Source organism: Ruegeria sp. YTSA072, from assembly GCF_059610285.1.
The window spans coordinates 30219-51551 of the sequence record NZ_JBXWNI010000010.1; the positions used below are offsets into that span (position 1 = coordinate 30219).

Below are 21333 nucleotides of genomic sequence, written 5' to 3' on the forward strand. Positions count from 1 at the left end.
TGAGATCAGGGAGTTGGAATAATGGAATCTTTTGCTGAGTATTCACATGCAATCGCATCCCTCGTGGTCTTTACGTTGATCATTCTGGCGCTTGCGCCGTTTTCCGCGCTGGCCAAACAGGGCAAGGGCTTGGCCCCCGGGGCAACGCCGGAACAGGACTATTCCGACAAGGCGTATCGCCTGAACCGGGCTTATCTGAACGGGACCGAGACGTTGCCGGCCTATGTCGCTGTCACGGTCGCGGCCATGTTGCTTGGGGTCAGCCCGTTCTGGGTGAACCTATTGGCATCGGTCGCTCTGATTGCGCGCATCGTCATGCTGGTTATTCACATGCGTGGTATTGGACAACCGCACAGCGGCGTTCGGTCCGTATCCTACGTTGTCGGATGGGCCTGCATGGTTGTGATGGGCTTCATGGCATTGGTGGCGGCGTTCTAATGGAAAAGAAAGGTACTTATCCGTTGACTGGATCAAAATTCAGGATGGGACGTGTGGTACTGACCGCCGCCTTGGGTGCTGCAGTTTTTGTCTCGGCCTGCGGCACATCGTCCAGTGACCGAATCCTCTTTGATGGCAAGGCCTTCCGGGCCAAAGCGAAAGCCGTCGACAAAAGGAACGCCCCGACGGATTTCACAGTTGTGGTGAACGGCGTGTCCGCGTCTTTGGATGGCGCGCGTGAAGCGGGACGGCACGAAGGAACCAAATTCTGTATCGACGCCTTTGGGACTTCTAAAATCAACTGGAAAGTCGGACCTGACACCGAACCGCAGAATTTGCGCATCACCGACAATAAATTGACCTTTGCAGGAACCTGCCAGCGACCATGAACCGGTTTTTCGCATATCAGAGCGTGACGCAGGGCGTGTTATTGAATAGCGCGCCAGTCCTGGATCGTTTTGGCCTGTCCAAGACGAAAGGATTTGTCATGTCTGGTGTGAAACTGCTTGCTGTGCTGTCTGTTCTGGCTATCCCGGCCACGGCCGACGCCAAACCCCCCTTGCGCGAAGTCAAAGAGATTGACGACGAACTCTATTACATCGCTATCGCAAACGAGATTTCGGATTACTGCCCGTCGATCAGCGGGCGCAGGCTGAAGGCGATTGGCGTGATGTGGGGGCTCAAGTCCAAGGCGAACAGTCTGGGGTATTCGGACGGCGAAATCCGCGCTTACGTGGAATCGGATGCCGAAAAGGACCGGATGCGTGCCAAAGGCGAGACGTATCTGGCCGCGAACGGTGTGTCTTATGACAATCCCAAATCTTTCTGCACGCTGGGGCAGTCAGAGATTGAAAGAAACAGCGCCATTGGCGTGTATTTGAGGGCGAACTAGACCATGTCTGACCTCCGCAAAGTGAATATCGACGGGCAGGAAATCGAAGTCGACGGTGCGATGACGCTGATCCAGGCCTGTGAGCAGGCCGGGGTCGAGGTGCCGCGCTTTTGCTATCACGAGCGTCTGTCGATTGCCGGGAATTGCCGGATGTGTCTGGTCGAAGTTGTTGGCGGCCCGCCGAAACCTGCGGCGTCGTGTGCGATGCAGGTGCGCGACCTGCGCCCGGGACCGGAAGGTCAGCCGCCAGAGGTCAAGACGAACTCGCCCATGGTCAAGAAAGCGCGCGAAGGGGTGATGGAGTTCCTGCTTATCAACCACCCGCTGGACTGCCCGATCTGCGATCAGGGTGGCGAGTGTGACCTGCAGGATCAGGCGATGGCTTATGGCATGTCGGGCTCGCGCTTCAAGGAAGCCAAGCGCGCCGTGGACGATCTGAATCTGGGGCCGCTGGTCGGAACCGCGATGACACGCTGCATCAGCTGCACCCGTTGCGTGCGCTTTACGACCGAGGTCGCCGGGATCACACAGATGGGTCAGACCGGGCGTGGCGAAGATGCCGAGATTACGTCCTATCTGAACGAGACGCTGAATTCGAACTTGCAGGGCAATATCATCGACCTTTGCCCGGTTGGGGCGCTGACTTCCAAGCCTTACGCCTTTACCGCCCGCCCGTGGGAATTGACCAAGACTGAATCCATAGACGTCATGGATGCGCTGGGGTCCAATATCCGGGTGGATACCAAAGGGCGCGAAGTCATGCGCTTTCTTCCGCGCAACCATGACGGCGTGAACGAAGAATGGATCAGCGACAAGACCAGGTTTGTCTGGGATGGCCTGCGTCGTCAGCGTCTGGACAAACCCTACGTGCGCGAAAACGGCAAGTTACGTCCGGCCTCGTGGCCGGAGGCGCTGACCAAAGCTGCCGAAGCGCTGAAAGGGGCGGAAAAACCTGCGGGTATCGTTGGTGATCTCGCTTCGGTCGAGGCCGCGTTCGCGCTGAAGCAATTGATCGAAGGGCAGGGCGGTGTTGTTGAATGCCGAACCGATGGGGCCAAGCTGCCTGCGGGAAATCGCGGTGCCTATGCCGGGACGGCCGCAATAGAAGATATCGACACAACCGAGCGTATTCTGCTGATCGGAACGAACCCGCGCGACGAAGCTCCGGTTTTGAACGCGCGTATCCGCAAGGCATGGGCACATGGGACCGAGGTGGCCTTGGTTGGGCAAGCGGCCGATCTGACCTACGCGTATCACCATATGGGCGACGACCGCGCGGCGTTGCAAAAAGTCGTCGATATGGGCGGCGATGTTGAGATCAAGGGCAAAGCCTCGCTAGTCATCGTCGGGCAGGGTGCGCTGTTTGAAGCTGACGGCGCAGCTGTGCTGGCCGCCGCGCAAACGATTGCAGCCAATACCGAAAGTGGATTGCTGATCCTGCACAGCGCTGCGTCTCGCGTGGGGGCGATGGATGTGGATGCCACCAACGAAGGCGGCATGGATGCGGTTAATGCGGCTGACGTGATCTACAACCTCGGCGCAGATGAGGTTGAAATCGGCGAAGGGGCCTTTGTGATCTATCAGGGCAGCCATGGTGATCGTGGCGCGCACCGCGCCGATGTGATCCTTCCTGGTGCCGCGTATACCGAGGAAAACGGCCTGTTCGTGAACACTGAAGGCCGCCCGCAACTGGCGATGCGTGCCGGGTTCGCCCCGGGTGAGGCGAAAGAAAATTGGGCTATCTTGCGGGCGCTGTCGGCAGAGCTGGGCGCTACGTTGCCTTTCGACTCGCTGGCGCAACTGCGCACAGCGTTGATCGAAGCCGTGCCGCATCTGGCCCAAATCGACCACGTGATCGAGAATGAGGTCCATCCGTTGGATGCTGGCCCTCTGGGTCAGGCAACGTTCCGCAATGTGATCAAGGATTTTTATCTGACCAACCCGATTGCACGGGCGTCGCAGTTGATGGCCGAGCTTTCTGCTCAGGCGCAGTCTCGGAATACCGGGAAGATTGCGGCAGAATGAACCAGACCCGTTTCATATCGCTTTCAGAAGCCAACATCGCTTGCGGTGCGGGCACCAGGGAACTGCGCATGAAACGCAATGAAAAAGGTAGCGCGATGGCTGTGGATGCTGTTTACACCTATGCGCCGACCCAACCGCAAGATGCGCAGGCACTTGGCCTGATCATCACCCGCGAAAAATTGAATACCCACGGTGTGAGGACCAATGGCTGATTTCTTTAACACCCCAGGCGGAATAGCCATCATCATTCTGGCGCAAGTGCTTGCAGTTGTTGCCTTCGTGATGATTTCGCTGTTGTTCCTTGTTTACGGCGACCGCAAGATCTGGGCCGCCGTCCAAATGCGCCGCGGCCCCAACGTGGTTGGCGTCTATGGACTGCTGCAATCGGTGGCCGACGCCCTGAAGTACGTGGTAAAAGAGGTGGTCATACCCGCCGGGGCCGACCGCACAGTGTTCATCCTCGCTCCGCTGACCTCATTCGTATTGGCAATGATCGCCTGGGCCGTGATCCCGTTCAATGATGGCTGGGTGCTGTCGGATATCAATGTCGCAATCCTGTATGTCTTTGCCGTATCCTCACTGGAAGTTTATGGCGTGATTATGGGCGGTTGGGCCTCGAACTCAAAGTACCCTTTCCTTGGATCATTGCGCTCTGCGGCTCAGATGATTTCCTATGAAGTCTCCATCGGTCTGATCATTATCGGCGTAATCATCTCAACCGGCTCGATGAATTTCGGCCACATTGTCGAAGCGCAGGACGGCCGGTTTGGGTTCTTCAGCTGGTACTGGTTACCGCATTTCCCGATGGTCTTCCTGTTCTTCATCTCGGCGCTGGCCGAAACCAACCGTCCACCGTTTGACCTGCCCGAGGCGGAATCGGAACTGGTTGCGGGTTATCAGGTTGAATACTCGGCCACGCCTTTCCTGTTGTTCATGGCCGGCGAGTATATCGCCATCTTCCTGATGTGCGCCCTGACCACGCTGCTGTTCTTCGGCGGCTGGCTGTCACCGATCCCCGGCTTGCCGGACGGAGTGCTGTGGATGGTCGCCAAGATGGCGTTCTTCTTTTTCCTCTTCGCGATGGTCAAGGCAATCACACCGCGCTACCGCTATGACCAACTGATGCGTCTGGGCTGGAAAGTCTTCCTGCCGTTCTCTCTGGTCTGGGTGGTTTTCGTGGCCTTTGCGGCAAAATTCGACTGGTTCTGGGGCGCGTTTGCCCGTTGGAGCGTCGGAGGATGAGGGTGCGACTGCAAAAGCTGTTAACGACTTCTGTGTGTATAGTTCTTGGCGCCTCAGCCCTACATGCTGCAGATGCCGAAATGGCGCGGGAAGCGAACTATTTGGAAACGGCACGCTCGTATTGTGCCGCGCAGACCGAAGCTCTGGAGCAGAACGCAAGTAACACCGCCAAGCGCTTGTCCGATGCTCTGATCGAGTGGGATTCTGAGTTTCCCGAAAGTCAGCACCGGGCCTTCAATAAGCTCGGAGCCTTGGCAATTGTGATGGCAGATCAGGCCATTGTGTTTCAATTGTGTATGGGGCAAATTTTCTCTGGTGAACCTGCCTCCGAAAAGTTAACGCATGCAAACAGGGCGATTTTAGAGCTTTCGGAATGTCTGTGGCCATCTCAGGAAGATCGAGACTTGATTGAAGAGATGGTTCTTTCTGTCCCCGCAGAAGACGAAGGCAATGGGTCTGCGTATCCTTCTGCCGATTTCGTCCTTAGTGGGGTGATCCAAGCCGAGTGCATGCGTTGGCTTGAAGCCCACCGCCGCGTACTGGCAATTCCGCCGGACGCCGAGGATACCACAGTCAGATTGGCGGCAATTCAACAAGACACATTCGCTAAGTGCGAGGAGAAATTCGAGCTGCCATTCGAGGGGAAATCGTAAACCATGACCCAAATCGACTACACTCGCGCCGCCAAATACTTCCTTCTTCAGGACTTCTGGGTAGGTATGAAGCTGGGGTTGAAGTACTTCTTCGCCCCAAAGGCCACCATCAATTACCCGCACGAAAAAGGCCCTCTCTCCCCACGATTTCGTGGTGAGCATGCCCTGAGACGTTACCCGAACGGCGAGGAACGCTGCATCGCGTGTAAACTCTGCGAGGCGGTCTGCCCTGCGCAAGCAATCACTATCGACGCTGAACCGCGCGAAGACGGCAGCCGCCGCACCACGCGTTATGACATCGACATGACCAAGTGCATCTATTGCGGTTTCTGCCAAGAGGCCTGTCCGGTCGATGCGATCGTCGAAGGTCCGAATTTTGAATTCGCGACAGAAACCCGTGAAGAGCTGTTCTACGACAAAGAAAAATTGCTCGATAACGGCGAACGCTGGGAAGCCGAGATTGCCCGCAATCTGGAAATGGACGCGCCGTACAGATGAGTGACACGCCCCAAAATCCGTTCGACCTGATGATGAAGCAGGCGCAGGACATGGCCAAGGCGATGAACCCGGCGATGGAGAATTTCTCGCCCAAGGGGTTCGAGGCGCTGTGGCCGACCATGCCCAAAGAGGTCATGGAAATGATGTTCGGCAACACCGTCAACAAGGACGGACTGGATGCCAAGACCCGCCTGCTGCTGACGCTGGCCGGACTGACTTGTCAGGGCGCGCAGGCGGATGCGGCGGTGCGTCAGACCGTGCGCCATGCGCTGGAGGCCGGTGCCAAGAAACAAGAGATCGTGGAAACGATCGGTCAGATGTCGGTCTTTGCCGGCATCCCGGCCATGACCCGCGCGCTGGAATTGGCGCAAGAGGTCCTGGGCGACAACGAGGATGAGGATCAATGACCGTCTTTGCCTTCTACCTGTTTGCCATCAGCGCCATCACCGGCGGGCTGTTTACGGTGATCAGCCGTCAGCCGGTGCATTCGGTGCTGTGGCTGATCCTGTCCTTCCTGTCTTCGGCGGGGCTGTTTGTGTTGCTGGGTGCCGAGTTCGTAGCGATGCTGCTGATCATCGTCTATGTCGGCGCGGTAGCGGTGCTGTTCCTCTTCGTGGTGATGATGTTGGACGTGGACTTTGCCGAGCTCAAGGCCGAGATGGCGCGTTACATGCCGCTGGCCCTGCTGATCGGCCTGGTCATCCTGATGCAGTTCGTCATGGCCTTTGGCGCATGGGACAGCGCACAGGGAGCAGCTAGCAACCTAGCGCAGCCGATCCCCACAGATCGCCACAATACAGAGGCGCTGGGTGTCATTCTCTACGATCAATACTTCCTTCTGTTCCAACTGGCAGGCCTGATCCTGCTGGTGGCCATGATCGGCGCCATCGTGCTGACCCTTCGTCACCGCAAGGATATCAAGCGTCAGGATATCGTCGGTCAGATGATGCGCGACCCGGCCAAGGCGATGGAGTTGAAGGACGTGAAACCGGGGCAGGGGCTTTAAGACGATGATCGGACTTGAACACTATCTTACAGTCGCGGCGACGCTGTTCGTCATCGGCATCTTCGGTCTCTTCCTGAACCGCAAGAACGTCATCATCCTGCTGATGAGCATCGAACTGATGCTGCTGGCGGTGAATATCAACCTCGTGGCGTTTTCCAGCTTTCTCGGCGATCTGGTCGGGCAGGTGTTTACGCTGTTCGTGCTGACCGTGGCGGCGGCTGAGGCCGCGATCGGGCTGGCCATTCTGGTCTGCTTCTTCCGCAACCGTGGCACCATCGCGGTTGAAGACGTCAATATGATGAAGGGGTAAGAGAACATGGAAACCACCATCCTCTTTGCCCCGCTGGTGGGCGCGCTGATCTGCGGGTTCGGCTGGAAGTTCATCGGCGAGAAAGCCGCCATGTGGACGGCGACGGGCCTTCTGTTCCTGGCCTGTCTGCTGTCCTGGATCGTGTTCTTCTCGTTCGACGGTGTGACCCAGCAGATCGAGATCATGCGCTGGATCGAAAGCGGCTCGCTGTCGACAAGCTGGGCGGTGCGTTTGGACCGGCTGACCGCGATCATGCTGATCGTGGTGACGACGGTTTCGGCGCTCGTGCACCTCTATTCCTTCGGCTACATGGATCACGATCCGCAATGGCGCGAGGGCGAGAGCTATAAGCCGCGCTTTTTTGCCTATCTGTCGTTCTTCACCTTCGCCATGCTGATGCTGGTGACAGCCGACAATCTGGTTCAGATGTTCTTTGGCTGGGAAGGTGTGGGTGTAGCCTCGTACCTGCTGATCGGGTTCTATTATCGCAAGCCCACGGCCAATGCGGCGGCGATGAAAGCATTCATCGTGAACCGGGTTGGCGACTTTGGCTTTGCTCTGGGCATCTTCGCGCTGTTCTTCCTGACGGACAGCATCAATTTCTCAGACATTTTCGCGTCGGCCCCTGCGCTGGCCGAAGAGAAGCTGCATTTCCTTTGGGGTGAGTGGAGCGCAATCGAGGTGATCTGCGTCCTGCTGTTCATCGGCGCAATGGGTAAATCGGCACAGCTGATCCTGCACACCTGGTTGCCGGACGCGATGGAAGGCCCGACGCCTGTGTCGGCGCTGATCCACGCCGCGACCATGGTGACGGCGGGTGTGTTCCTGATCTGCCGGATGTCGCCATTGATGGAATTTGCGCCGGGTGCCACCGGGTTCATCACCTTCCTAGGGGCTTCGACCGCGTTTTTTGCCGCAACCGTTGGCCTGGTTCAGACCGACATCAAGCGCGTCATTGCCTACTCGACCTGTTCTCAGTTGGGCTACATGTTCGTGGCCGCGGGTGTTGGCATGTACTCGGCAGCGATGTTCCACTTGCTGACGCACGCATTCTTCAAGGCGCTGTTGTTCCTTGGCGCAGGTTCGGTGATCCACGCGATGCATCACGAGCAGGAGATGACCGAATACGGCGGCCTGCGGAAGAAAATCCCCTATACATTCTGGGCGATGATGATCGGAACCCTGGCGATTACAGGCGTCGGGATCCCGCTGACCCAAATCGGGTTCGCCGGGTTCCTGTCCAAGGATGCAATTATCGAAAGTGCTTTTGCCGGCGGCACCGGATATGCCTTCTGGATGCTGGTGATCGCGGCGGCGTTCACGTCATTCTACAGCTGGCGTCTGATTTTCCTGACCTTTTATGGCGAAGAACGTGGCGACAAGCAAACGCATGAGCACGCGCATGAAAGCCCGATTACCATGCTGGTGCCGTTGGGTGTTCTGTCCTTGGGCGCGGTGTTTGCCGGGATGATCTGGTATGGCAACTTCTTTGGTCACACAGACAAGGTCGGCAAGTTCTACGGAATACCGGTGGCTGAGGCGTCCGAGCATGCAGAGGCCAGTGATCACGGTACTGCTGATGCGACCCATGGTGACGATACGCATGCGGATGAGGCGCACGCGGATGAAAGCCATGGTGATGACGCCGGACACGAAGAAAAAGCGGCTCACGGCGACGACCACCATTACGTCTTTGTGGGTGAGCCGGGCGAGGGCGCAATTTACATCGCGCCGGATAACCATGTTCTTGACGATGCGCATGCTGCCCCCAAGTGGGTCAAGGTTTCGCCTTTCGTTGCGATGTTGCTGGGCTTTGTGGTGGCTTGGTTGTTCTATGTTAGTGACGGGAAGGTCTATATTGCCGGATTCGAAGTGCGTCTGCATCGCGGTAATCTACCTGCGCGTCTGGCCGCCAACCAGCGTCCTCTGTACCTGTTCCTGCTTAACAAGTGGTACTTTGACGAGATCTATGACGCGGTTTTCGTAAAACCCACAATCGCCCTTGGCCGGTTCCTGTGGAAACGGGGTGACGGCAACACCATTGACGGTTTCCTCAACGGCGTGGCCATGGGTGTTGTGCCCTTCTTTACCCGCCTCGCTGGCAAGGCGCAGACGGGCTACATCTTTACTTACGCCTTCTGGATGGTTCTGGGTATCGCTGCCCTTGTCACCTGGATATCGATCGGCGGAGGCGCACACTAATGGATAATATCCTCTCCATCGTCACCTTTATCCCCGCTGTGGCAGCAGGCATTCTGGCCCTGTTCCTGCATGGCGAGGACGTGGCCGCACAACGCAATGCCAAATGGGTTGCACTTGTGGCAACCACGGTGACGTTCCTAGTCTCGATCGGCATTTACACGGGTTTTGATCCGTCCAACACCGGCTTCCAGATGGTGGAAGAAGGCGAATGGCTGCTGGGTCTGAAATACAAGATGGGCGTGGATGGTATCAGCGTTCTGTTTGTCTTGTTGACCACCTTCATCATGCCCCTGACCATTCTGGCCAGCTGGCACGTCACGGACCGCGTCAAGGAATACATGATCGCCTTCCTGCTTCTGGAGACGCTGATGCTGGGCGTGTTCATGGCGCTGGATCTGGTCCTGTTCTATCTGTTTTTTGAGGCAGGTCTGATCCCGATGTTCCTGATCATCGGCATCTGGGGCGGCAAAGAACGCATCTACGCCAGCTTCAAGTTCTTCCTCTATACCTTCCTTGGATCGGTGCTGATGCTGGTGGCGATGGTCGCGATGTATGCGGACGCGGGCACTACCGATATCGAAGCGTTGATGAGCCATCATTTCTCGTCCGAAGGGTTCAGCGTGCTTGGCATCTATGTTGTCGGCGGCATGCAGACGCTGATGTTCCTGGCGTTCTTTGCATCGTTTGCAGTGAAGATGCCGATGTGGCCGGTACACACCTGGCTGCCGGACGCCCACGTTCAGGCACCGACCGCTGGATCGGTCGTTCTTGCGGCGATCCTGTTGAAGATGGGCGGCTATGGATTCTTGCGGTTCAGCCTGCCGATGTTCCCGGTGGGCTCGGCAGTGATGACTGATCTGGTGTTGTGGATGTCGGCGATTGCTGTCGTCTACACCTCGCTGGTGGCGCTGGTGCAGGAAGACATGAAAAAGCTGATCGCATATTCTTCGGTCGCGCATATGGGCTTTGTAACCATGGGCATCTTTGCTGCGAACCAGCAGGGCATTGACGGCGCGATCTTCCAGATGCTCAGCCACGGGTTCATCTCGGCTGCGCTCTTCCTGTGTGTTGGCGTGATCTATGACCGGATGCATACTCGCGACATCGAGGCTTACGGTGGTCTGGTCATTCGCATGCCAGCCTATGCGCTGGTCTTCATGTTGTTCACCATGGCCAATGTAGGTCTGCCGGGCACCAGTGGATTCATCGGAGAATTCCTGACACTGATGGGAACCTTCCAGGTCAACACATGGGTAACAGCTGTTGCGGCTTCTGGTGTGATCTTCTCGGCAGCTTATGCGCTATGGCTGTATCGCCGAGTGGTCTTTGGCGATTTGATCAAGGAAAGCCTCAAGGCGATGACGGATATGAGCTCGCGCGAGCGGCTGATCTTTGCGCCGCTGATCGTGATGACCATCTTGCTTGGCGTCTACCCGTCGCTGGTGACTGATGTGATCGGCAACTCGACCGCCGCGCTGATTTCGAACTATGACATGGCTCTGGCCGCGGCTGAGGCCGCGACCCAGTCAGCCGCATCGCATTAAGGGGGCTTTGGAGACATGATCCAGGCTGATCTGACGATAATCCTGCCAGAGATTGTTCTGGCCGTATATGCGATGGCGGCGCTGTTGGCGGCTGTCTACACGACGAAAGACGGGCTGGCACCTTTGCTGGTCTGGACGACCGCTGGGTTGATGGCGCTGCTGGCGATTTGGATCGCGACCAACGGCGATGGTACCAATGTCGCGTTCAATGGCATGTTTGTCGATGACGGGTTCGCAAGGTTCTCGAAGGTGGCGATCCTGCTGTCCGCGGCGGCCATTCTGGTGATGAGCCAGGAATATATGGCGCGTCGGGATCTGCTGCGGTTCGAATTCCCTCTGTTGGTTGCGCTGGCCGCCGTCGGCATGATGATGATGGTCAGTGCTGGCGATCTGATGTCGCTGTACATGGGGCTAGAGCTGCAGTCACTGTCGCTGTATGTCGTGGCCGCGCTGCGCCGGGATAGTGCCAAATCGACCGAGGCCGGTTTGAAGTATTTCGTGCTTGGTGCGCTCAGCTCGGGCCTGCTGCTGTACGGTGCCTCGCTGGTTTATGGGTTCACAGGCACCACGCTGTTCTCGGGCATTATTCAAACGGTTCAGGATGGTGAGATTTCGGTTGGCCTTCTGTTTGGTCTGGTGTTCCTGATCTCGGGTCTAGCGTTCAAAGTGTCCGCTGTGCCGTTCCACATGTGGACACCGGATGTGTATGAAGGCTCGCCCACGCCTATCACTGCTTTCTTTGCCACAGCGCCGAAAGTGGCGGCCATGGCCCTGTTCGCACGCGTAATGCACGACGCTTTTGGTGGTGTGATCAAGGACTGGCAGCAGGTGATCGTCTTGCTCTCGGTCCTGTCGATGCTGTTGGGTGCGGTCGCAGCGATTGGCCAGCGTGATATCAAGCGGCTGATGGCGTTTTCGTCGATTGCCCATATGGGCTATGCGCTGATCGGACTGGCTGCGGGGACCGAGTTGGGCATCAAGGCTATGCTGATGTATCTGGCCATCTATGTGACGATGAATATCGGCACTTTCGCTTTCATCCTGATGATGGAGAGAGACGGCAAACCGGTCACGGACATCGACGCCCTACGCCAATATTCCAAACGCGAACCGGGCAAGGCGCTGGCGGTGCTGATCCTGATGTTCAGCCTGGCGGGCGTCCCACCAATGCTGGGCTTTTTCGCCAAATTCGGTGTCTGGCAGGCCGGCGTAAGCGCGGGCCTGACCGGACTTGTGATCGCCTCAGCCATCGCGTCTGTTATTGGTGCCTTTTACTATCTGCGGATCGTGTTCTACATGTATTTCGGGGCCGAAAACGAGGACCCGATCGAAACGCATTCTTCGCCAGTTCTGTGGGTTGCTTTGATGGGCTCTGCCGCGTTGATGCTGGTGGGCGTGTTCTATCAGTTCGGTATTGAAGGCGCGGCGGCAGCTGCGGCGGCTACTCTTGTCAACTGATCTGCGTAACACAACAGACTTGGGGGCTCGGTCAACGGACCGGGCCTTTTTGACATGACAGACTGGCCACAGGGATACGGCCTGCACGTGCTGCAAGAGGTCGACAGCACATTGAACGAGGCCACCCGCATGGCCCCGACCACGACCGGTCCGGTGTGGATCATGGCGCATCACCAAACGGCGGCGCGTGGGCGACGGGGTCGGGCATGGGCAAATCCCAAGGGAAATCTTGCCGCGACCCTTTTGATGCGGCCACAGGGAAATCCGAAACAGGCCGCACTGCGTAGCTTTGTGGCTGCGCTGGCGCTGTTTGACGCCTGCGTTGCAGTGACCGGACGGGCGACGGGCTTGTCGCTCAAATGGCCCAACGATGTATTGCTGAACGGCGGCAAACTGGCGGGTATCCTGTTGGAAAGTACTGGGCAGGGGCGCGGCGTCTCGCACTTGTCCATCGGCATCGGCGTGAACCTGTCAGAGGCACCCGGAGCAGATCAAGTAGAACCCAGCGCCGTCCGACCGGTTTCCCTATTGTCCGAAGCTGGAGCCAACGTAACGCCCGAGGATTTCCTGACCGAACTGGCTGTCGCCTATGCCAGATACGAGAACCAATTCGTGACTTACGGGTTCGAACCGATCCGGACCGCGTGGTTGGCCCGGGCTGCCAAGTTGGGTGAGGTCATCACCGCCCGTACCGCAGCGTCGGAAACGGTTGGAACCTTTGAAACGGTGGACGCAGGGGGCAACCTTGTCCTAAACACCGCCAAAGGCCGCGTCAGTATTCCGGCGGCGGATGTGTTTTTCTGAAGGAGGCTCAGATGCTTCTGGCAATTGATTGCGGCAATACGAACACTGTGTTCTCGATCTGGGACGGTGAAAAGTTTCTGTGCACCCTGCGCACATCGACCCACCACGCGCGCACGGCCGATGCTTACTTCACGTGGTATTCGACGCTGGTAAAACACTATGGGATCGAGGCTGAAATTACTGATGTGATCATCGCCTCTACCGTGCCGCGCGTTGTGTTCAACCTGCGGGTCTTTGCTGATCGGTTCTTTGGGTGTCGGCCGCTTGTCGTTGGCAAGCCCGACTGCTTGTTGCCGATGAATCCGCGTGTTGACGAGGGTACAGTGCCCGGCCCGGATCGTCTGGCCAACGCGGTCGCTGCGTTTGACCGGCATGGCGGCAATGTGGTTGTCGTGGATTTTGGCACGGCGACGAACTTTGATGTGGTTGCGGCGGATGGGGCCTATGTCGGTGGGATCATTGCGCCGGGCGTGAACCTTAGCCTCGAGGCGTTGCATCAGGGCGCGGCTGCCCTGCCGCATATTGATATCACCCGCCCTGAAAATGTGATTGGCACGAATACGGTTGGCTGTATCCAATCCGGCGTGTATTGGGGCTATTCCGGATTGATCGAGGGGCTGATTTCCCGGATCAAGGCGGAATATGGAATGCCGATGAAAGTCGTTGGAACCGGTGGGCTCGCGCCGCTGTTCGATCAGGCGGACGTGGGGTTTGACGCAATCGAAGATGATCTGACGATGCACGGGCTTACCGTGATACATCGCTATAACAAGGACAATGGCTCGACATGAGCAGCGAAAGATTGATCTACCTACCGCTGGGCGGTGCCGGCGAAATTGGCATGAACGCCTATGTCTACGGCTATGGCAAACCCGGTCAGGAACGGCTGATCCTTGTGGATCTGGGCGTGACATTTCCCGACATGGACACCACCCCAGGCGTTGACCTGATCCATGCCGACATTTCTTGGCTGCGCGAACGTGCCGACCGGCTGGAAGCCGTGTTCGTTACCCACGCACACGAGGACCACGTGGGCGCTGTGGCCCATTGCTATGAGGCGCTGGGTGCGCCTGTTTACGCACGGGCCTTCACCGCTAACATCGCGCGCCGGAAGATGGAAGAGCACGGACACCCCGAGGATGCCGTGCATACTGCATCGGCCTGGCCCGAACAGATTTCCGTTGGTCCGTTTAAGGTGGGTTTCCTGCCGGTCTCGCATTCGATCCCCGAAAGCGCTGCCCTGGTGATCGACACGCCAGAGGGGCGGATCGTACATACCGGCGACTTCAAGCTGGATGAAAACCCGATCGTGGGTGAGCCTTTTGACCCCAATCTCTGGGCCGAGGTTGCCAAGTCTGGCGTCAAAGCGCTGGTGTGTGACAGCACGAACGTGTTTTCCCCCCATGCGGGCCGCTCAGAATCCGAGGTCGGTCCCGAGATCACCAAGCTGGTTGAGGAAGCCAGCGGCATGGTTGTCGCCACCACATTTGCGTCGAACGTCGCGCGTGTGAAAACATTGGCCGAGGCGGGTGAACGGGCGGGGCGCTCGGTCGTTCTGCTGGGTCGCGCGATGCGCCGGATGATTGAAGCCGCGACCGAAACGGGCATTCTGACCAGCTTTCCACGCGTCGTCAGCGCCGAAGAGGCTGTGGACATGCCGCGCCAGAACCTGATGCTGATCGTCACCGGCAGCCAGGGAGAACGCCGCGCGGCCAGCGCGCAGCTTGCGCGGGGCAAATACCGCGGGTTGGAACTGAAAGAGGGCGATCTGTTTCTCTTCTCGTCCAAAACCATCCCCGGCAACGAGCGCGGTGTGATTTTCATCATGAACCAGCTCAGCGAAAAGGGTGTGGATGTGGTCGATGACAGTGCGGGCCTGTACCATGTGTCTGGTCACGCCAACCGTCCGGATCTTGAGAAAGTACATGGGCTGATCGATCCGCAGATGATCATTCCGATGCACGGTGAACATCGCCACCTGCGCGAACATGCCAAACTGGCCGAAGCTGGTGGGCGTACTGGTATTCTGGCCGTAAACGGAACCATGCTGGATTTGACAGGGAATGCGCCGCGAGTTGTCGACTATGTCGAAACCGGTCGGACCTATCTGGACGGCACGGTCAAGGTTGGCGCTCTGGATGGGGTGGTGCGTGACCGGATTCGCATGGCGCTGAACGGGCACGTCACTGTCACGGTCATTCTGGACGAAGAGGACGAACCACTGGGCGAGCCGTGGTGCGATACGATGGGTCTGTCCGAGATTGGATCGTCCCGTGCCGCATTGGTTGAAGTTCTGGAAGAAGACCTGAATCAGTTCCTGATGCGGGCCGACGCCAAAACCCTGCGCGACGATGACAAACTGGAAGAGGCAATACGCCGGATCGTTCGCCAAACAGCAAAGACCGAGATTGGTAAAAAGCCCGAAGTCACCACGGTAATCAGCCGCATGAAATAACGTGTCTGAGGGCCACTGGCCCTCAGTCTGCTTCTGGCATGGGATAACCGCGAAGCTTGAGGAAAAGGCTTTCCTCCTCACTGTTCAGAAAGAACGGAACAGTTTCAGGGGGCGTTGGGTCTGTCACCCGAGCAGCGATTTCGGCCAGCACCACTTCTGTAATGAACGGCAGGTCGAATTCGCGTGCCCGGTCCAGCGCCACCCATTGCAGATGTGACAGTTCGTCCGAGGCGTGGCTGAAATCATCCAGATCGCCCTGGATTGCAGTGGCGTCTGCCAGGAAAAAGCGTGCATCGAACCGGCGGGGTCGCCCAGGGGGGGTGACGGCACGAAAGACGAACTGAAGCGCTTGTGCCGATGGACGGTATCCCATCTGCGCAAACGTCGCCCAATCTTCGGTCCGCGGGCCCGCCCAATCACCTGGTTGGCCCAAAATCAGTCCGGTTTCTTCCCAAAGCTCTCGGATCGCAGCCGCCGCCAAGGCATTCTGCAGCCCGGCTTGTGATCGTTCCGCAAGGCGATCACAGCACACAGCGGGCAGATCAGTTGACAGTGCAACATCCGCATCAGACGCATCGACAGCGCCGCCTGGGAAGACAAACTTGTTGGGCATGAACGCGGCTTTTGCGCCGCGTTGCCCCATCAGGATGGATGGATTGGTCAGACGATCCCGCAAGACAATGACTGTCGCCGCATCGCGTATGGCTGTTTTGTCCACCGTCATCCGTTGCTCAACTTGCGGTCCAAGATCACGCGGACTGGCCAAAGCCGTGCATGCGACGAGCCCATTGATAGGCGACAACTGCCCCTTTCAATCGTGGCAGCAGGAATAGTGACAGGGCAGTACAGCCAAATGCTAAAACCAGGAACATCGTCAGGGGCTCAGGGCGCCAGTGGACATAAGACAAGTGCAGCGCCGGTGCCAGCAGGTGACCTACCAGAAGAATCGTCAGATAAGCCGGCCCGTCATCGGCGCGATGGTGAAACAGCTCTTGTCCGCAATTCGAACATTCGTTGTTAACCTTGAGGTAGCTGTGCAGCAGTCTGCCTTCGCCGCAATTTGGGCAACGGCAACGGAACCCTTTGACGAGTGCCGGCTTTGTCGGGCGTTCTTCTACATCGTGGGTTTCGATCGTCTGATCTGTCATGTTGATACTCGCGCGTTCCAATGATGAGGATATAACGCTTGTTTGTGGCTTCGGGAAAGGGGGTGCGTCGCTTTGCATCGCCAAGACGTTTCCAAAAAAGTTTCACTTCCTGCGACGGAATGGGATGCCTGTCCCGTTTGAACCTATGTAAGCAGCGGCAATGGCGCCGCGAAAACAAGGGAAAAACGTTATGAAAAGCGCCAAATTCATTCCGGCAATCATTGTGTCAGCACTGGCAATCACAGGCACATCTGTTTTCGCCGCAGGCGGTAAAGATCGCGAACCTGTGACCTTTCAACAGCTCGATGCGAACGATGACGGGCAGGTGACCAAGGAAGAAATGCAGGCTCATCGGAATCAGCGTTTCACCAATGCCGACACCGATGGCGACGGCCAGCTGAGCGTCGAAGAGATGCAGGCAGCAGGTCAAAAGAAGGCCAACGACCGTGTTACTAAAATGTTTGAACGCAACGATGCCAACAAGGACGGTTTTCTGAGCGAGGACGAGTTGCCCAAGCCGCGCCGTGCTGACAAGATGTTTGACCGGATCGACGCGAACGAGGACGGCGCTATCTCGGAAGAGGAATTTGCCGATGCAAAAGATAGAATGGGGAAGCGCCACAAGAAACATGGGAAAGCGGACACTGACGACAGCTGATGCGGGATGGAGGACCTGACCTCTGCTCCACAATACGTTCGCGGCGTGGATTACGCCGCGGACGAGTTGGGCGACGATGTGTTGCTCAGGCAGTTTGCCGATGGCGATGCCGCGGCGGCGCGCGTTCTCACCGATCGGCTTGCGCCGCGCAGCTTATCAGTGGCCCTTCGGTTTCTGGGCAACCGCGCCGAGGCTGAAGATGTGACACAAGATGCGATGATGCGCCTGTGGCAGATGGCACCCGACTGGGTACCCGGTCAGGCCAAAGTATCGACGTGGCTTTATCGCGTGACGCTAAATCTGTGTGTTGATCTGCGCCGCAAAAAGACGCCGGACCGGCTGGCGGATGTGCCAGAGCCAGCAGATGAAAAGGCCAGTGCAGCCGACCGTCTACAGGACGCAGCCCGAAAGGATGCACTGCAAATGGCACTATCACAACTGCCCGAACGTCAGCGGCAAGCTGTTGTTTTGCGGCATATTGAGGAATTGCCCAACCCCGAAATCGCTGGGATCATGGGCATTTCGGTGGAAGCGGTGGAAAGCCTTACGGCACGAGGAAAACGGTCGTTAGCGGCAATTCTGGCCGGGCGACGAGATGAACTGGGGTACGACGATGACTGACGACAAAGACAATCTGGATCTGTTGTTCGCCCAAGCCCGGCAGGATCGGCATGAGTTGCCGGATGATCTGGCTGTGCGCATTCTCACCGACGCGGAATCTGTTCGGCTGGGTCGCCTGAAGCCAGATGAGCCAAAGACAAACTCTCTTTGGGCGCGCCTTCTGGCCGGGTTTGGCGGCTGGCAGGGAATGGGCGGTTTGGTTGCTGCCAGTATGGCGGGTGTCTGGATCGGCTTTTCAGCACCGGCATTTCTGCCTGATCCTGCCAATTACATTTACGCGCAGGATGTTAGTTTCGTGGTCGCTGACCTAAGTCTGGATACGAGTTTTCTGGAGGACGCCGAATGAGCGATAGTCCCAAACCCAAAAACCGCTGGATGTCGATTCTGCTGGTCATCTCGCTGGCCTTGAACCTGTTGATCGTCGGCGTTGCCCTGGGGACCGCGCTGCGGGTCAAAGGTGGGGATCATGCAAAATCTCCGCCAGGTTTTGGTTCGGCGCTGTATCGTGCGCTGCCAAAGGAAGAGCGTAAAGCCATGCGGGGCGAGCTGTTCGATCGACACAAAAAGGGTGCACACAACCGATCCCAGGATTTTGCCCAACTCAGCACTGCTTTGCGGGCAAACCCCTTTGACGCAGTAGCGGTTCAGGCCCTGCTGGACCAACAAGCGCAGTCCATGGCGGACCTGCAGGATGCCCTGCAGCAAGAGTGGTTGGCCCGGGTTGAAGCCATGAGCGATGAAGAGCGTCTGGTCTATGCCGACCGGCTGGAGGAGGTTGTTAAACGAGGCCCGCGTGGCCACAAGAAAAAGGACTGAGGGCTTCAGGCAGCGCTCTGCCTGATCCTTACTTGATTGCGACCAGCCTTCTTGGCTGCATAAAGCGCAGTATCGGCGGATTTCAGCAACCGCTCCACCGGGTCACCAGGGGGCAGGGGCGGGATCGGTGCCGTCAGGCCGATGCTAATGGTGACTGGCACAGGGGCCGAGGTATCGGGCAGAGAAAAAGGTGTCTTGCTGATACAGTCGCGCAGGGTTTTAGCCAAATCCATCGCCCCAGCCTGAGAGCTGTCAGGCAGACCTATCATAAACTCCTCTCCCCCGATGCGCGCGACAAAACCCGCCGCGCCAACCGTGCGCTTCATGCGCTTTGCGGCCTCGGTCAAAACCTGGTCGCCGCTGACATGGCCAAAACGGTCGTTGATGGTTTTGAAATGATCCAAGTCTGCCAGCATGACAACAAAACCGTGACCGGTATGCGATGGTTGTCGTGCCATCTGATCCATAGCTTGCATAGCATAGCGACGGTTGTGCAACCCGGTCAGCGGGTCGACCCATGACTCGGCCAGCCCGCGCTTTAATGAGGCGCGCATTTGGTCCATTCGGGCCTTTCGCGCGATCTGGTTATCCAGATGTAGTTTAACCTCTTCGAGGTAGAACCCCCCCATACACACGGCGTCAGCGCCACGATCCAGCGCCTCGCTCGCCATTGTCGCATTTTCATCGGCCAGGACGGCGATCAATACGGTATGCCGAGTTGCCCCCCGTGACTTCAGGTCCGCCAACGTATTCAGGCCCGCAGCCGTCGTATCTATTTCGATTAGGATCGCGTCTGGCACTGGTCCCGACAGCAAAGCACGCATGTTCGAAGCTGCATGTGTGCTTAGGCTGTGATGCGATCTCTCGGACAACGCGGATTTCCACAATGTCCCGATCCGGGCGCTTTGGGTCAGTATGGCAACATGGGCCGATTTCGACGGCGTAATCAGCACAGTCGAGGGTTCTGCAAATCCGACTGGATGTGATCCGCCGCCCAGCTGAAGCTCCTGCGTATCTGCGCGCGCACGCAGCAGGCTGCGAACTCGCGCCAGGAGCAGGGTGTCCTTGAACGGGGCTGCCAACACGTCGTCCAACCCATCCGACAATGCCTGCAACCTTGCCGCCTTGTCGTTCTGCGGTGCGATTGCAACGACCGGTACATCGGCCAGTTCCGCATTGGCCATCACCAGTCTTTTGACGTCCGCAGCCGAGCCATCAGGCAGCGTTTGTGCCACCAGCACCAGATCGGGGCGCGTACGACTTAGCAGCCCGGCCAGCCCCTGCAGCTTTTCGGCCTGAACCACGTCATACCACGCCGCCGTCAGCTGAACTTTTAGCATAATGCGATTGGTCGAAGTCCCGTCGAGGACAAGAATGGTTCCCTGCACGGACATATCTATCACCGTTGATTGCATGCGTTGCCAAAGTGTTTATGAGTCTGGTTAACAAACCCTTTTCAAGTGCATACCCGAGGCCTCTTTATGCCGATCACCGCCCAATCCGCCGAAACGCTTGCCCTGAACGTCCTTGGCTGGCTGGTCGGGAATGACGAATTGCTGCCGATCTTTTTGGGCTCGACGGGTGCATCCACCGAGGATCTGCGGGTTCGCGCATCAGAGTCGGAGTTTCTGAGTTCGGTTCTTGAATTCTTGATGCTTGACGATTCGTGGGTGATCGCCTTTTGTGACGCCAATTCCGTGCCCTATGATCTGCCGGGTCAGGCGCGGGCTGTTTTGTCCGGTGGCGACGTTCACTGGACCTGATTCAATTCACTGACAGGAGCATGTAATGCCCATCGATGCGATCTTGTTCGACAAGGACGGAACACTGTTTGACTTTGCGGACACATGGGGTGGTTTCGGGCGCAGCGTGTTGGAAAAGCTGTCAGATGGCGACCAAAAGCGGGCTGCCGAACTGGGCCAGGCCATAGGGTTTGATCCGGTTTCGGAAGAATATGCTGACGACAGCATCGTGATTGCGGGGACCGTTGAAGAGATCGCTGTAGCCCTTGCACCCTATTTCCCGGATATGCCCAACGATGAGCTGATCGACATTCTGAACACGGAATCGGCTACGGCGACACAGGCTCCGGCTGTTCCACTGGTTCCCTTCCTCGATGCTTTGCGGCAGGCGGGCCTAAAACTGGGTGTAGCCACGAATGACGGGGAAATGCCTGCGTTGCAACATCTCGCCTCAGTCGGGATTCGCGACCACTTCGATTTTGTTGCTGGCTACGACAGCGGCCATGGGTTCAAACCCGGACCCGGGCAATTGATTGCTTTTGCGACCCATGTTGGCGTCGACCCGTCGCGCGTGGCGATGGTGGGGGACAGCCTGCATGACCTGCAGGCCGGGCGAGCTGCCGGAATGACCACAATCGGTGTGCTGACGGGGTTGGCGCCGGCCGAAGCGCTCGCGCCGATGGCAGATGTCGTGCTGCCGGACATCGGTCACATTCCCGCCTGGCTGGCAGAAAACTGATCCAGCTTCGGCTGAATTCGACTGTCCAAGTAATAAAACCGACAAACCTTGTCGCAGACAGAGCGGCCACTGGGCCGACTTC

26 protein-coding genes are annotated in these 21333 nt (G+C 57.7%); 23 read left to right on the top strand and 3 right to left on the bottom strand.

Going from position 1 to position 21333, the window contains the following annotated elements; genetic code table 11:
* Positions 1 to 21: 21 nt before the first annotated feature.
* The 17 genes from AC2FIB_RS16165 to AC2FIB_RS16245 all read left to right on the top strand — a co-directional run bounded on the left by AC2FIB_RS16165 (position 22) and on the right by AC2FIB_RS16245 (position 15527).
* A complete protein-coding gene (locus AC2FIB_RS16165; protein ID WP_109310434.1) occupies positions 22 to 438 on the top strand; it encodes an MAPEG family protein in 417 nt (138 codons plus the stop codon).
* A 44-nt stretch (positions 439 to 482) separates the two neighbouring features.
* Positions 483 to 827 carry a hypothetical protein gene (locus tag AC2FIB_RS16170; protein WP_472724657.1) on the top strand — a complete coding sequence of 115 codons (345 nt, stop codon included), beginning with the start codon at positions 483 to 485 and terminating at the stop codon, positions 825 to 827.
* Positions 824 to 1330 carry a DUF5333 domain-containing protein gene (locus tag AC2FIB_RS16175; RefSeq protein ID WP_496736417.1) on the top strand — a complete coding sequence of 169 codons (507 nt, stop codon included), beginning with the start codon at positions 824 to 826 and terminating at the stop codon, positions 1328 to 1330. Before AC2FIB_RS16170 ends, AC2FIB_RS16175 begins: the two co-directional genes overlap by 4 nt.
* Before the next feature lie 3 nt (positions 1331 to 1333).
* Positions 1334 to 3355, top strand: a complete 2022-nt coding sequence (nuoG, locus tag AC2FIB_RS16180; protein WP_496736419.1) for an NADH-quinone oxidoreductase subunit NuoG — start codon at positions 1334 to 1336, stop codon at positions 3353 to 3355.
* A complete protein-coding gene (locus AC2FIB_RS16185; protein ID WP_108861577.1) occupies positions 3352 to 3567 on the top strand; it encodes a hypothetical protein in 216 nt (71 codons plus the stop codon). The genes nuoG and AC2FIB_RS16185 overlap by 4 nt, the downstream gene beginning before the upstream one ends.
* The gene (gene nuoH, locus AC2FIB_RS16190) at positions 3560 to 4597 is read left to right on the top strand and encodes an NADH-quinone oxidoreductase subunit NuoH (RefSeq protein ID WP_480470301.1); all 1038 of its coding nucleotides are present in this window, start codon (positions 3560 to 3562) and stop codon (positions 4595 to 4597) included. Before AC2FIB_RS16185 ends, nuoH begins: the two co-directional genes overlap by 8 nt.
* An 80-nt stretch (positions 4598 to 4677) precedes the next feature.
* Positions 4678 to 5250: a hypothetical protein gene (locus AC2FIB_RS16195; protein ID WP_496842393.1), complete on the top strand. Its 573-nt coding sequence runs from the start codon at positions 4678 to 4680 to the stop codon at positions 5248 to 5250.
* Between the two features lie 3 nt (positions 5251 to 5253).
* On the top strand, positions 5254 to 5748 hold the full coding sequence (gene nuoI / locus AC2FIB_RS16200) for an NADH-quinone oxidoreductase subunit NuoI (protein WP_170558477.1): 495 nt from the start codon (positions 5254 to 5256) through the stop codon (positions 5746 to 5748).
* Positions 5745 to 6155 carry a carboxymuconolactone decarboxylase family protein gene (locus AC2FIB_RS16205; RefSeq protein ID WP_281994869.1) on the top strand — a complete coding sequence of 137 codons (411 nt, stop codon included), beginning with the start codon at positions 5745 to 5747 and terminating at the stop codon, positions 6153 to 6155. The genes nuoI and AC2FIB_RS16205 overlap by 4 nt, the downstream gene beginning before the upstream one ends.
* The gene (locus AC2FIB_RS16210; protein ID WP_496842395.1) at positions 6152 to 6754 is read left to right on the top strand and encodes an NADH-quinone oxidoreductase subunit J; all 603 of its coding nucleotides are present in this window, start codon (positions 6152 to 6154) and stop codon (positions 6752 to 6754) included. The genes AC2FIB_RS16205 and AC2FIB_RS16210 overlap by 4 nt, the downstream gene beginning before the upstream one ends.
* Positions 6755 to 6758: 4 nt before the next feature.
* The gene (gene nuoK / locus AC2FIB_RS16215; protein ID WP_005984024.1) at positions 6759 to 7064 is read left to right on the top strand and encodes an NADH-quinone oxidoreductase subunit NuoK; all 306 of its coding nucleotides are present in this window, start codon (positions 6759 to 6761) and stop codon (positions 7062 to 7064) included.
* 6 nt (positions 7065 to 7070) lie between these two features.
* Complete coding sequence (nuoL, locus tag AC2FIB_RS16220; protein WP_496736422.1) at positions 7071 to 9266, top strand: NADH-quinone oxidoreductase subunit L; 2196 nt, start codon at positions 7071 to 7073, stop codon at positions 9264 to 9266.
* Positions 9266 to 10810 carry an NADH-quinone oxidoreductase subunit M gene (locus tag AC2FIB_RS16225; RefSeq protein ID WP_109310429.1) on the top strand — a complete coding sequence of 515 codons (1545 nt, stop codon included), beginning with the start codon at positions 9266 to 9268 and terminating at the stop codon, positions 10808 to 10810. The genes nuoL and AC2FIB_RS16225 overlap by 1 nt, the downstream gene beginning before the upstream one ends.
* Before the next feature lie 15 nt (positions 10811 to 10825).
* Positions 10826 to 12268, top strand: a complete 1443-nt coding sequence (gene nuoN, locus AC2FIB_RS16230; protein WP_058274407.1) for an NADH-quinone oxidoreductase subunit NuoN — start codon at positions 10826 to 10828, stop codon at positions 12266 to 12268.
* A 54-nt stretch (positions 12269 to 12322) separates the two neighbouring features.
* Positions 12323 to 13072: a biotin--[acetyl-CoA-carboxylase] ligase gene (locus AC2FIB_RS16235; protein ID WP_496736424.1), complete on the top strand. Its 750-nt coding sequence runs from the start codon at positions 12323 to 12325 to the stop codon at positions 13070 to 13072.
* Positions 13073 to 13083: 11 nt separating this feature from the next.
* The gene (locus tag AC2FIB_RS16240) at positions 13084 to 13863 is read left to right on the top strand and encodes a type III pantothenate kinase (RefSeq protein ID WP_496736426.1); all 780 of its coding nucleotides are present in this window, start codon (positions 13084 to 13086) and stop codon (positions 13861 to 13863) included.
* Positions 13860 to 15527 (top strand): ribonuclease J, encoded by a 1668-nt coding sequence (locus AC2FIB_RS16245; RefSeq protein WP_496842396.1) that lies wholly within the window; start codon positions 13860 to 13862, stop codon positions 15525 to 15527. The genes AC2FIB_RS16240 and AC2FIB_RS16245 overlap by 4 nt, the downstream gene beginning before the upstream one ends.
* Before the next feature lie 22 nt (positions 15528 to 15549).
* Here the strand turns inward: AC2FIB_RS16245 and AC2FIB_RS16250 are convergent, their stop codons facing one another.
* Together AC2FIB_RS16250 and AC2FIB_RS16255 are read right to left on the bottom strand one after the other, a co-directional pair.
* Complete coding sequence (locus AC2FIB_RS16250; protein WP_496842397.1) at positions 15550 to 16251, bottom strand: NUDIX hydrolase; 702 nt, start codon at positions 16249 to 16251, stop codon at positions 15550 to 15552.
* A 25-nt stretch (positions 16252 to 16276) separates the two neighbouring features.
* On the bottom strand, positions 16277 to 16675 hold the full coding sequence (locus AC2FIB_RS16255; protein ID WP_496736429.1) for a DUF983 domain-containing protein: 399 nt from the start codon (positions 16673 to 16675) through the stop codon (positions 16277 to 16279).
* A gap of 190 nt (positions 16676 to 16865) precedes the next feature.
* Here AC2FIB_RS16255 and AC2FIB_RS16260 point away from each other — a divergent pair, with 190 nt between their 5' ends.
* From AC2FIB_RS16260 to AC2FIB_RS16275, 4 genes are read left to right on the top strand one after another with little or no spacing between them, the layout of a single operon-like run.
* Entirely contained in the window at positions 16866 to 17333 is a 468-nt protein-coding gene (locus tag AC2FIB_RS16260) for an EF-hand domain-containing protein (RefSeq protein WP_496842399.1), read from the top strand.
* 6 nt (positions 17334 to 17339) lie between these two features.
* The gene (locus AC2FIB_RS16265) at positions 17340 to 17954 is read left to right on the top strand and encodes an RNA polymerase sigma factor (RefSeq protein WP_282119195.1); all 615 of its coding nucleotides are present in this window, start codon (positions 17340 to 17342) and stop codon (positions 17952 to 17954) included.
* On the top strand, positions 17947 to 18300 hold the full coding sequence (locus tag AC2FIB_RS16270) for a hypothetical protein (RefSeq protein ID WP_109310457.1): 354 nt from the start codon (positions 17947 to 17949) through the stop codon (positions 18298 to 18300). The genes AC2FIB_RS16265 and AC2FIB_RS16270 overlap by 8 nt, the downstream gene beginning before the upstream one ends.
* Positions 18297 to 18770, top strand: coding sequence for a periplasmic heavy metal sensor (locus tag AC2FIB_RS16275; RefSeq protein ID WP_496736433.1), 474 nt, complete (start codon positions 18297 to 18299; stop codon positions 18768 to 18770). Before AC2FIB_RS16270 ends, AC2FIB_RS16275 begins: the two co-directional genes overlap by 4 nt.
* A gap of 5 nt (positions 18771 to 18775) precedes the next feature.
* Here AC2FIB_RS16275 and AC2FIB_RS16280 read toward each other — a convergent pair whose 3' ends face one another.
* Positions 18776 to 20164 carry a diguanylate cyclase gene (locus AC2FIB_RS16280; RefSeq protein WP_496842400.1) on the bottom strand — a complete coding sequence of 463 codons (1389 nt, stop codon included), beginning with the start codon at positions 20162 to 20164 and terminating at the stop codon, positions 18776 to 18778.
* Positions 20165 to 20251: 87 nt separating this feature from the next.
* Here AC2FIB_RS16280 and AC2FIB_RS16285 point away from each other — a divergent pair, with 87 nt between their 5' ends.
* Both AC2FIB_RS16285 and AC2FIB_RS16290 read left to right on the top strand, forming a co-directional pair.
* Positions 20252 to 20533, top strand: a complete 282-nt coding sequence (locus AC2FIB_RS16285) for a DUF3572 domain-containing protein (protein WP_058279646.1) — start codon at positions 20252 to 20254, stop codon at positions 20531 to 20533.
* 25 nt (positions 20534 to 20558) lie between these two features.
* Positions 20559 to 21251: an HAD family hydrolase gene (locus AC2FIB_RS16290; protein ID WP_496736436.1), complete on the top strand. Its 693-nt coding sequence runs from the start codon at positions 20559 to 20561 to the stop codon at positions 21249 to 21251.
* The last annotated feature ends 82 nt before the right edge of the window (positions 21252 to 21333 follow it).

Coding starts and splice junctions, on each gene's coding strand:
- AC2FIB_RS16165 (WP_109310434.1), top strand. CDS start 22: ATGGAATCTTTTGCTGAGTATTCACATGCAATCGCATCCCTCGTGGTC.
- AC2FIB_RS16170 (WP_472724657.1), top strand. CDS start 483: ATGGGACGTGTGGTACTGACCGCCGCCTTGGGTGCTGCAGTTTTTGTC.
- AC2FIB_RS16175 (WP_496736417.1), top strand. CDS start 824: ATGAACCGGTTTTTCGCATATCAGAGCGTGACGCAGGGCGTGTTATTG.
- nuoG (WP_496736419.1), top strand. CDS start 1,334: ATGTCTGACCTCCGCAAAGTGAATATCGACGGGCAGGAAATCGAAGTC.
- AC2FIB_RS16185 (WP_108861577.1), top strand. CDS start 3,352: ATGAACCAGACCCGTTTCATATCGCTTTCAGAAGCCAACATCGCTTGC.
- nuoH (WP_480470301.1), top strand. CDS start 3,560: ATGGCTGATTTCTTTAACACCCCAGGCGGAATAGCCATCATCATTCTG.
- AC2FIB_RS16195 (WP_496842393.1), top strand. CDS start 4,678: ATGGCGCGGGAAGCGAACTATTTGGAAACGGCACGCTCGTATTGTGCC.
- nuoI (WP_170558477.1), top strand. CDS start 5,254: ATGACCCAAATCGACTACACTCGCGCCGCCAAATACTTCCTTCTTCAG.
- AC2FIB_RS16205 (WP_281994869.1), top strand. CDS start 5,745: ATGAGTGACACGCCCCAAAATCCGTTCGACCTGATGATGAAGCAGGCG.
- AC2FIB_RS16210 (WP_496842395.1), top strand. CDS start 6,152: ATGACCGTCTTTGCCTTCTACCTGTTTGCCATCAGCGCCATCACCGGC.
- nuoK (WP_005984024.1), top strand. CDS start 6,759: ATGATCGGACTTGAACACTATCTTACAGTCGCGGCGACGCTGTTCGTC.
- nuoL (WP_496736422.1), top strand. CDS start 7,071: ATGGAAACCACCATCCTCTTTGCCCCGCTGGTGGGCGCGCTGATCTGC.
- AC2FIB_RS16225 (WP_109310429.1), top strand. CDS start 9,266: ATGGATAATATCCTCTCCATCGTCACCTTTATCCCCGCTGTGGCAGCA.
- nuoN (WP_058274407.1), top strand. CDS start 10,826: ATGATCCAGGCTGATCTGACGATAATCCTGCCAGAGATTGTTCTGGCC.
- AC2FIB_RS16235 (WP_496736424.1), top strand. CDS start 12,323: ATGACAGACTGGCCACAGGGATACGGCCTGCACGTGCTGCAAGAGGTC.
- AC2FIB_RS16240 (WP_496736426.1), top strand. CDS start 13,084: ATGCTTCTGGCAATTGATTGCGGCAATACGAACACTGTGTTCTCGATC.
- AC2FIB_RS16245 (WP_496842396.1), top strand. CDS start 13,860: ATGAGCAGCGAAAGATTGATCTACCTACCGCTGGGCGGTGCCGGCGAA.
- AC2FIB_RS16250 (WP_496842397.1), bottom strand. CDS start 16,251: ATGACGGTGGACAAAACAGCCATACGCGATGCGGCGACAGTCATTGTC.
- AC2FIB_RS16255 (WP_496736429.1), bottom strand. CDS start 16,675: ATGACAGATCAGACGATCGAAACCCACGATGTAGAAGAACGCCCGACA.
- AC2FIB_RS16260 (WP_496842399.1), top strand. CDS start 16,866: ATGAAAAGCGCCAAATTCATTCCGGCAATCATTGTGTCAGCACTGGCA.
- AC2FIB_RS16265 (WP_282119195.1), top strand. CDS start 17,340: ATGGAGGACCTGACCTCTGCTCCACAATACGTTCGCGGCGTGGATTAC.
- AC2FIB_RS16270 (WP_109310457.1), top strand. CDS start 17,947: ATGACTGACGACAAAGACAATCTGGATCTGTTGTTCGCCCAAGCCCGG.
- AC2FIB_RS16275 (WP_496736433.1), top strand. CDS start 18,297: ATGAGCGATAGTCCCAAACCCAAAAACCGCTGGATGTCGATTCTGCTG.
- AC2FIB_RS16280 (WP_496842400.1), bottom strand. CDS start 20,164: ATGTCCGTGCAGGGAACCATTCTTGTCCTCGACGGGACTTCGACCAAT.
- AC2FIB_RS16285 (WP_058279646.1), top strand. CDS start 20,252: ATGCCGATCACCGCCCAATCCGCCGAAACGCTTGCCCTGAACGTCCTT.
- AC2FIB_RS16290 (WP_496736436.1), top strand. CDS start 20,559: ATGCCCATCGATGCGATCTTGTTCGACAAGGACGGAACACTGTTTGAC.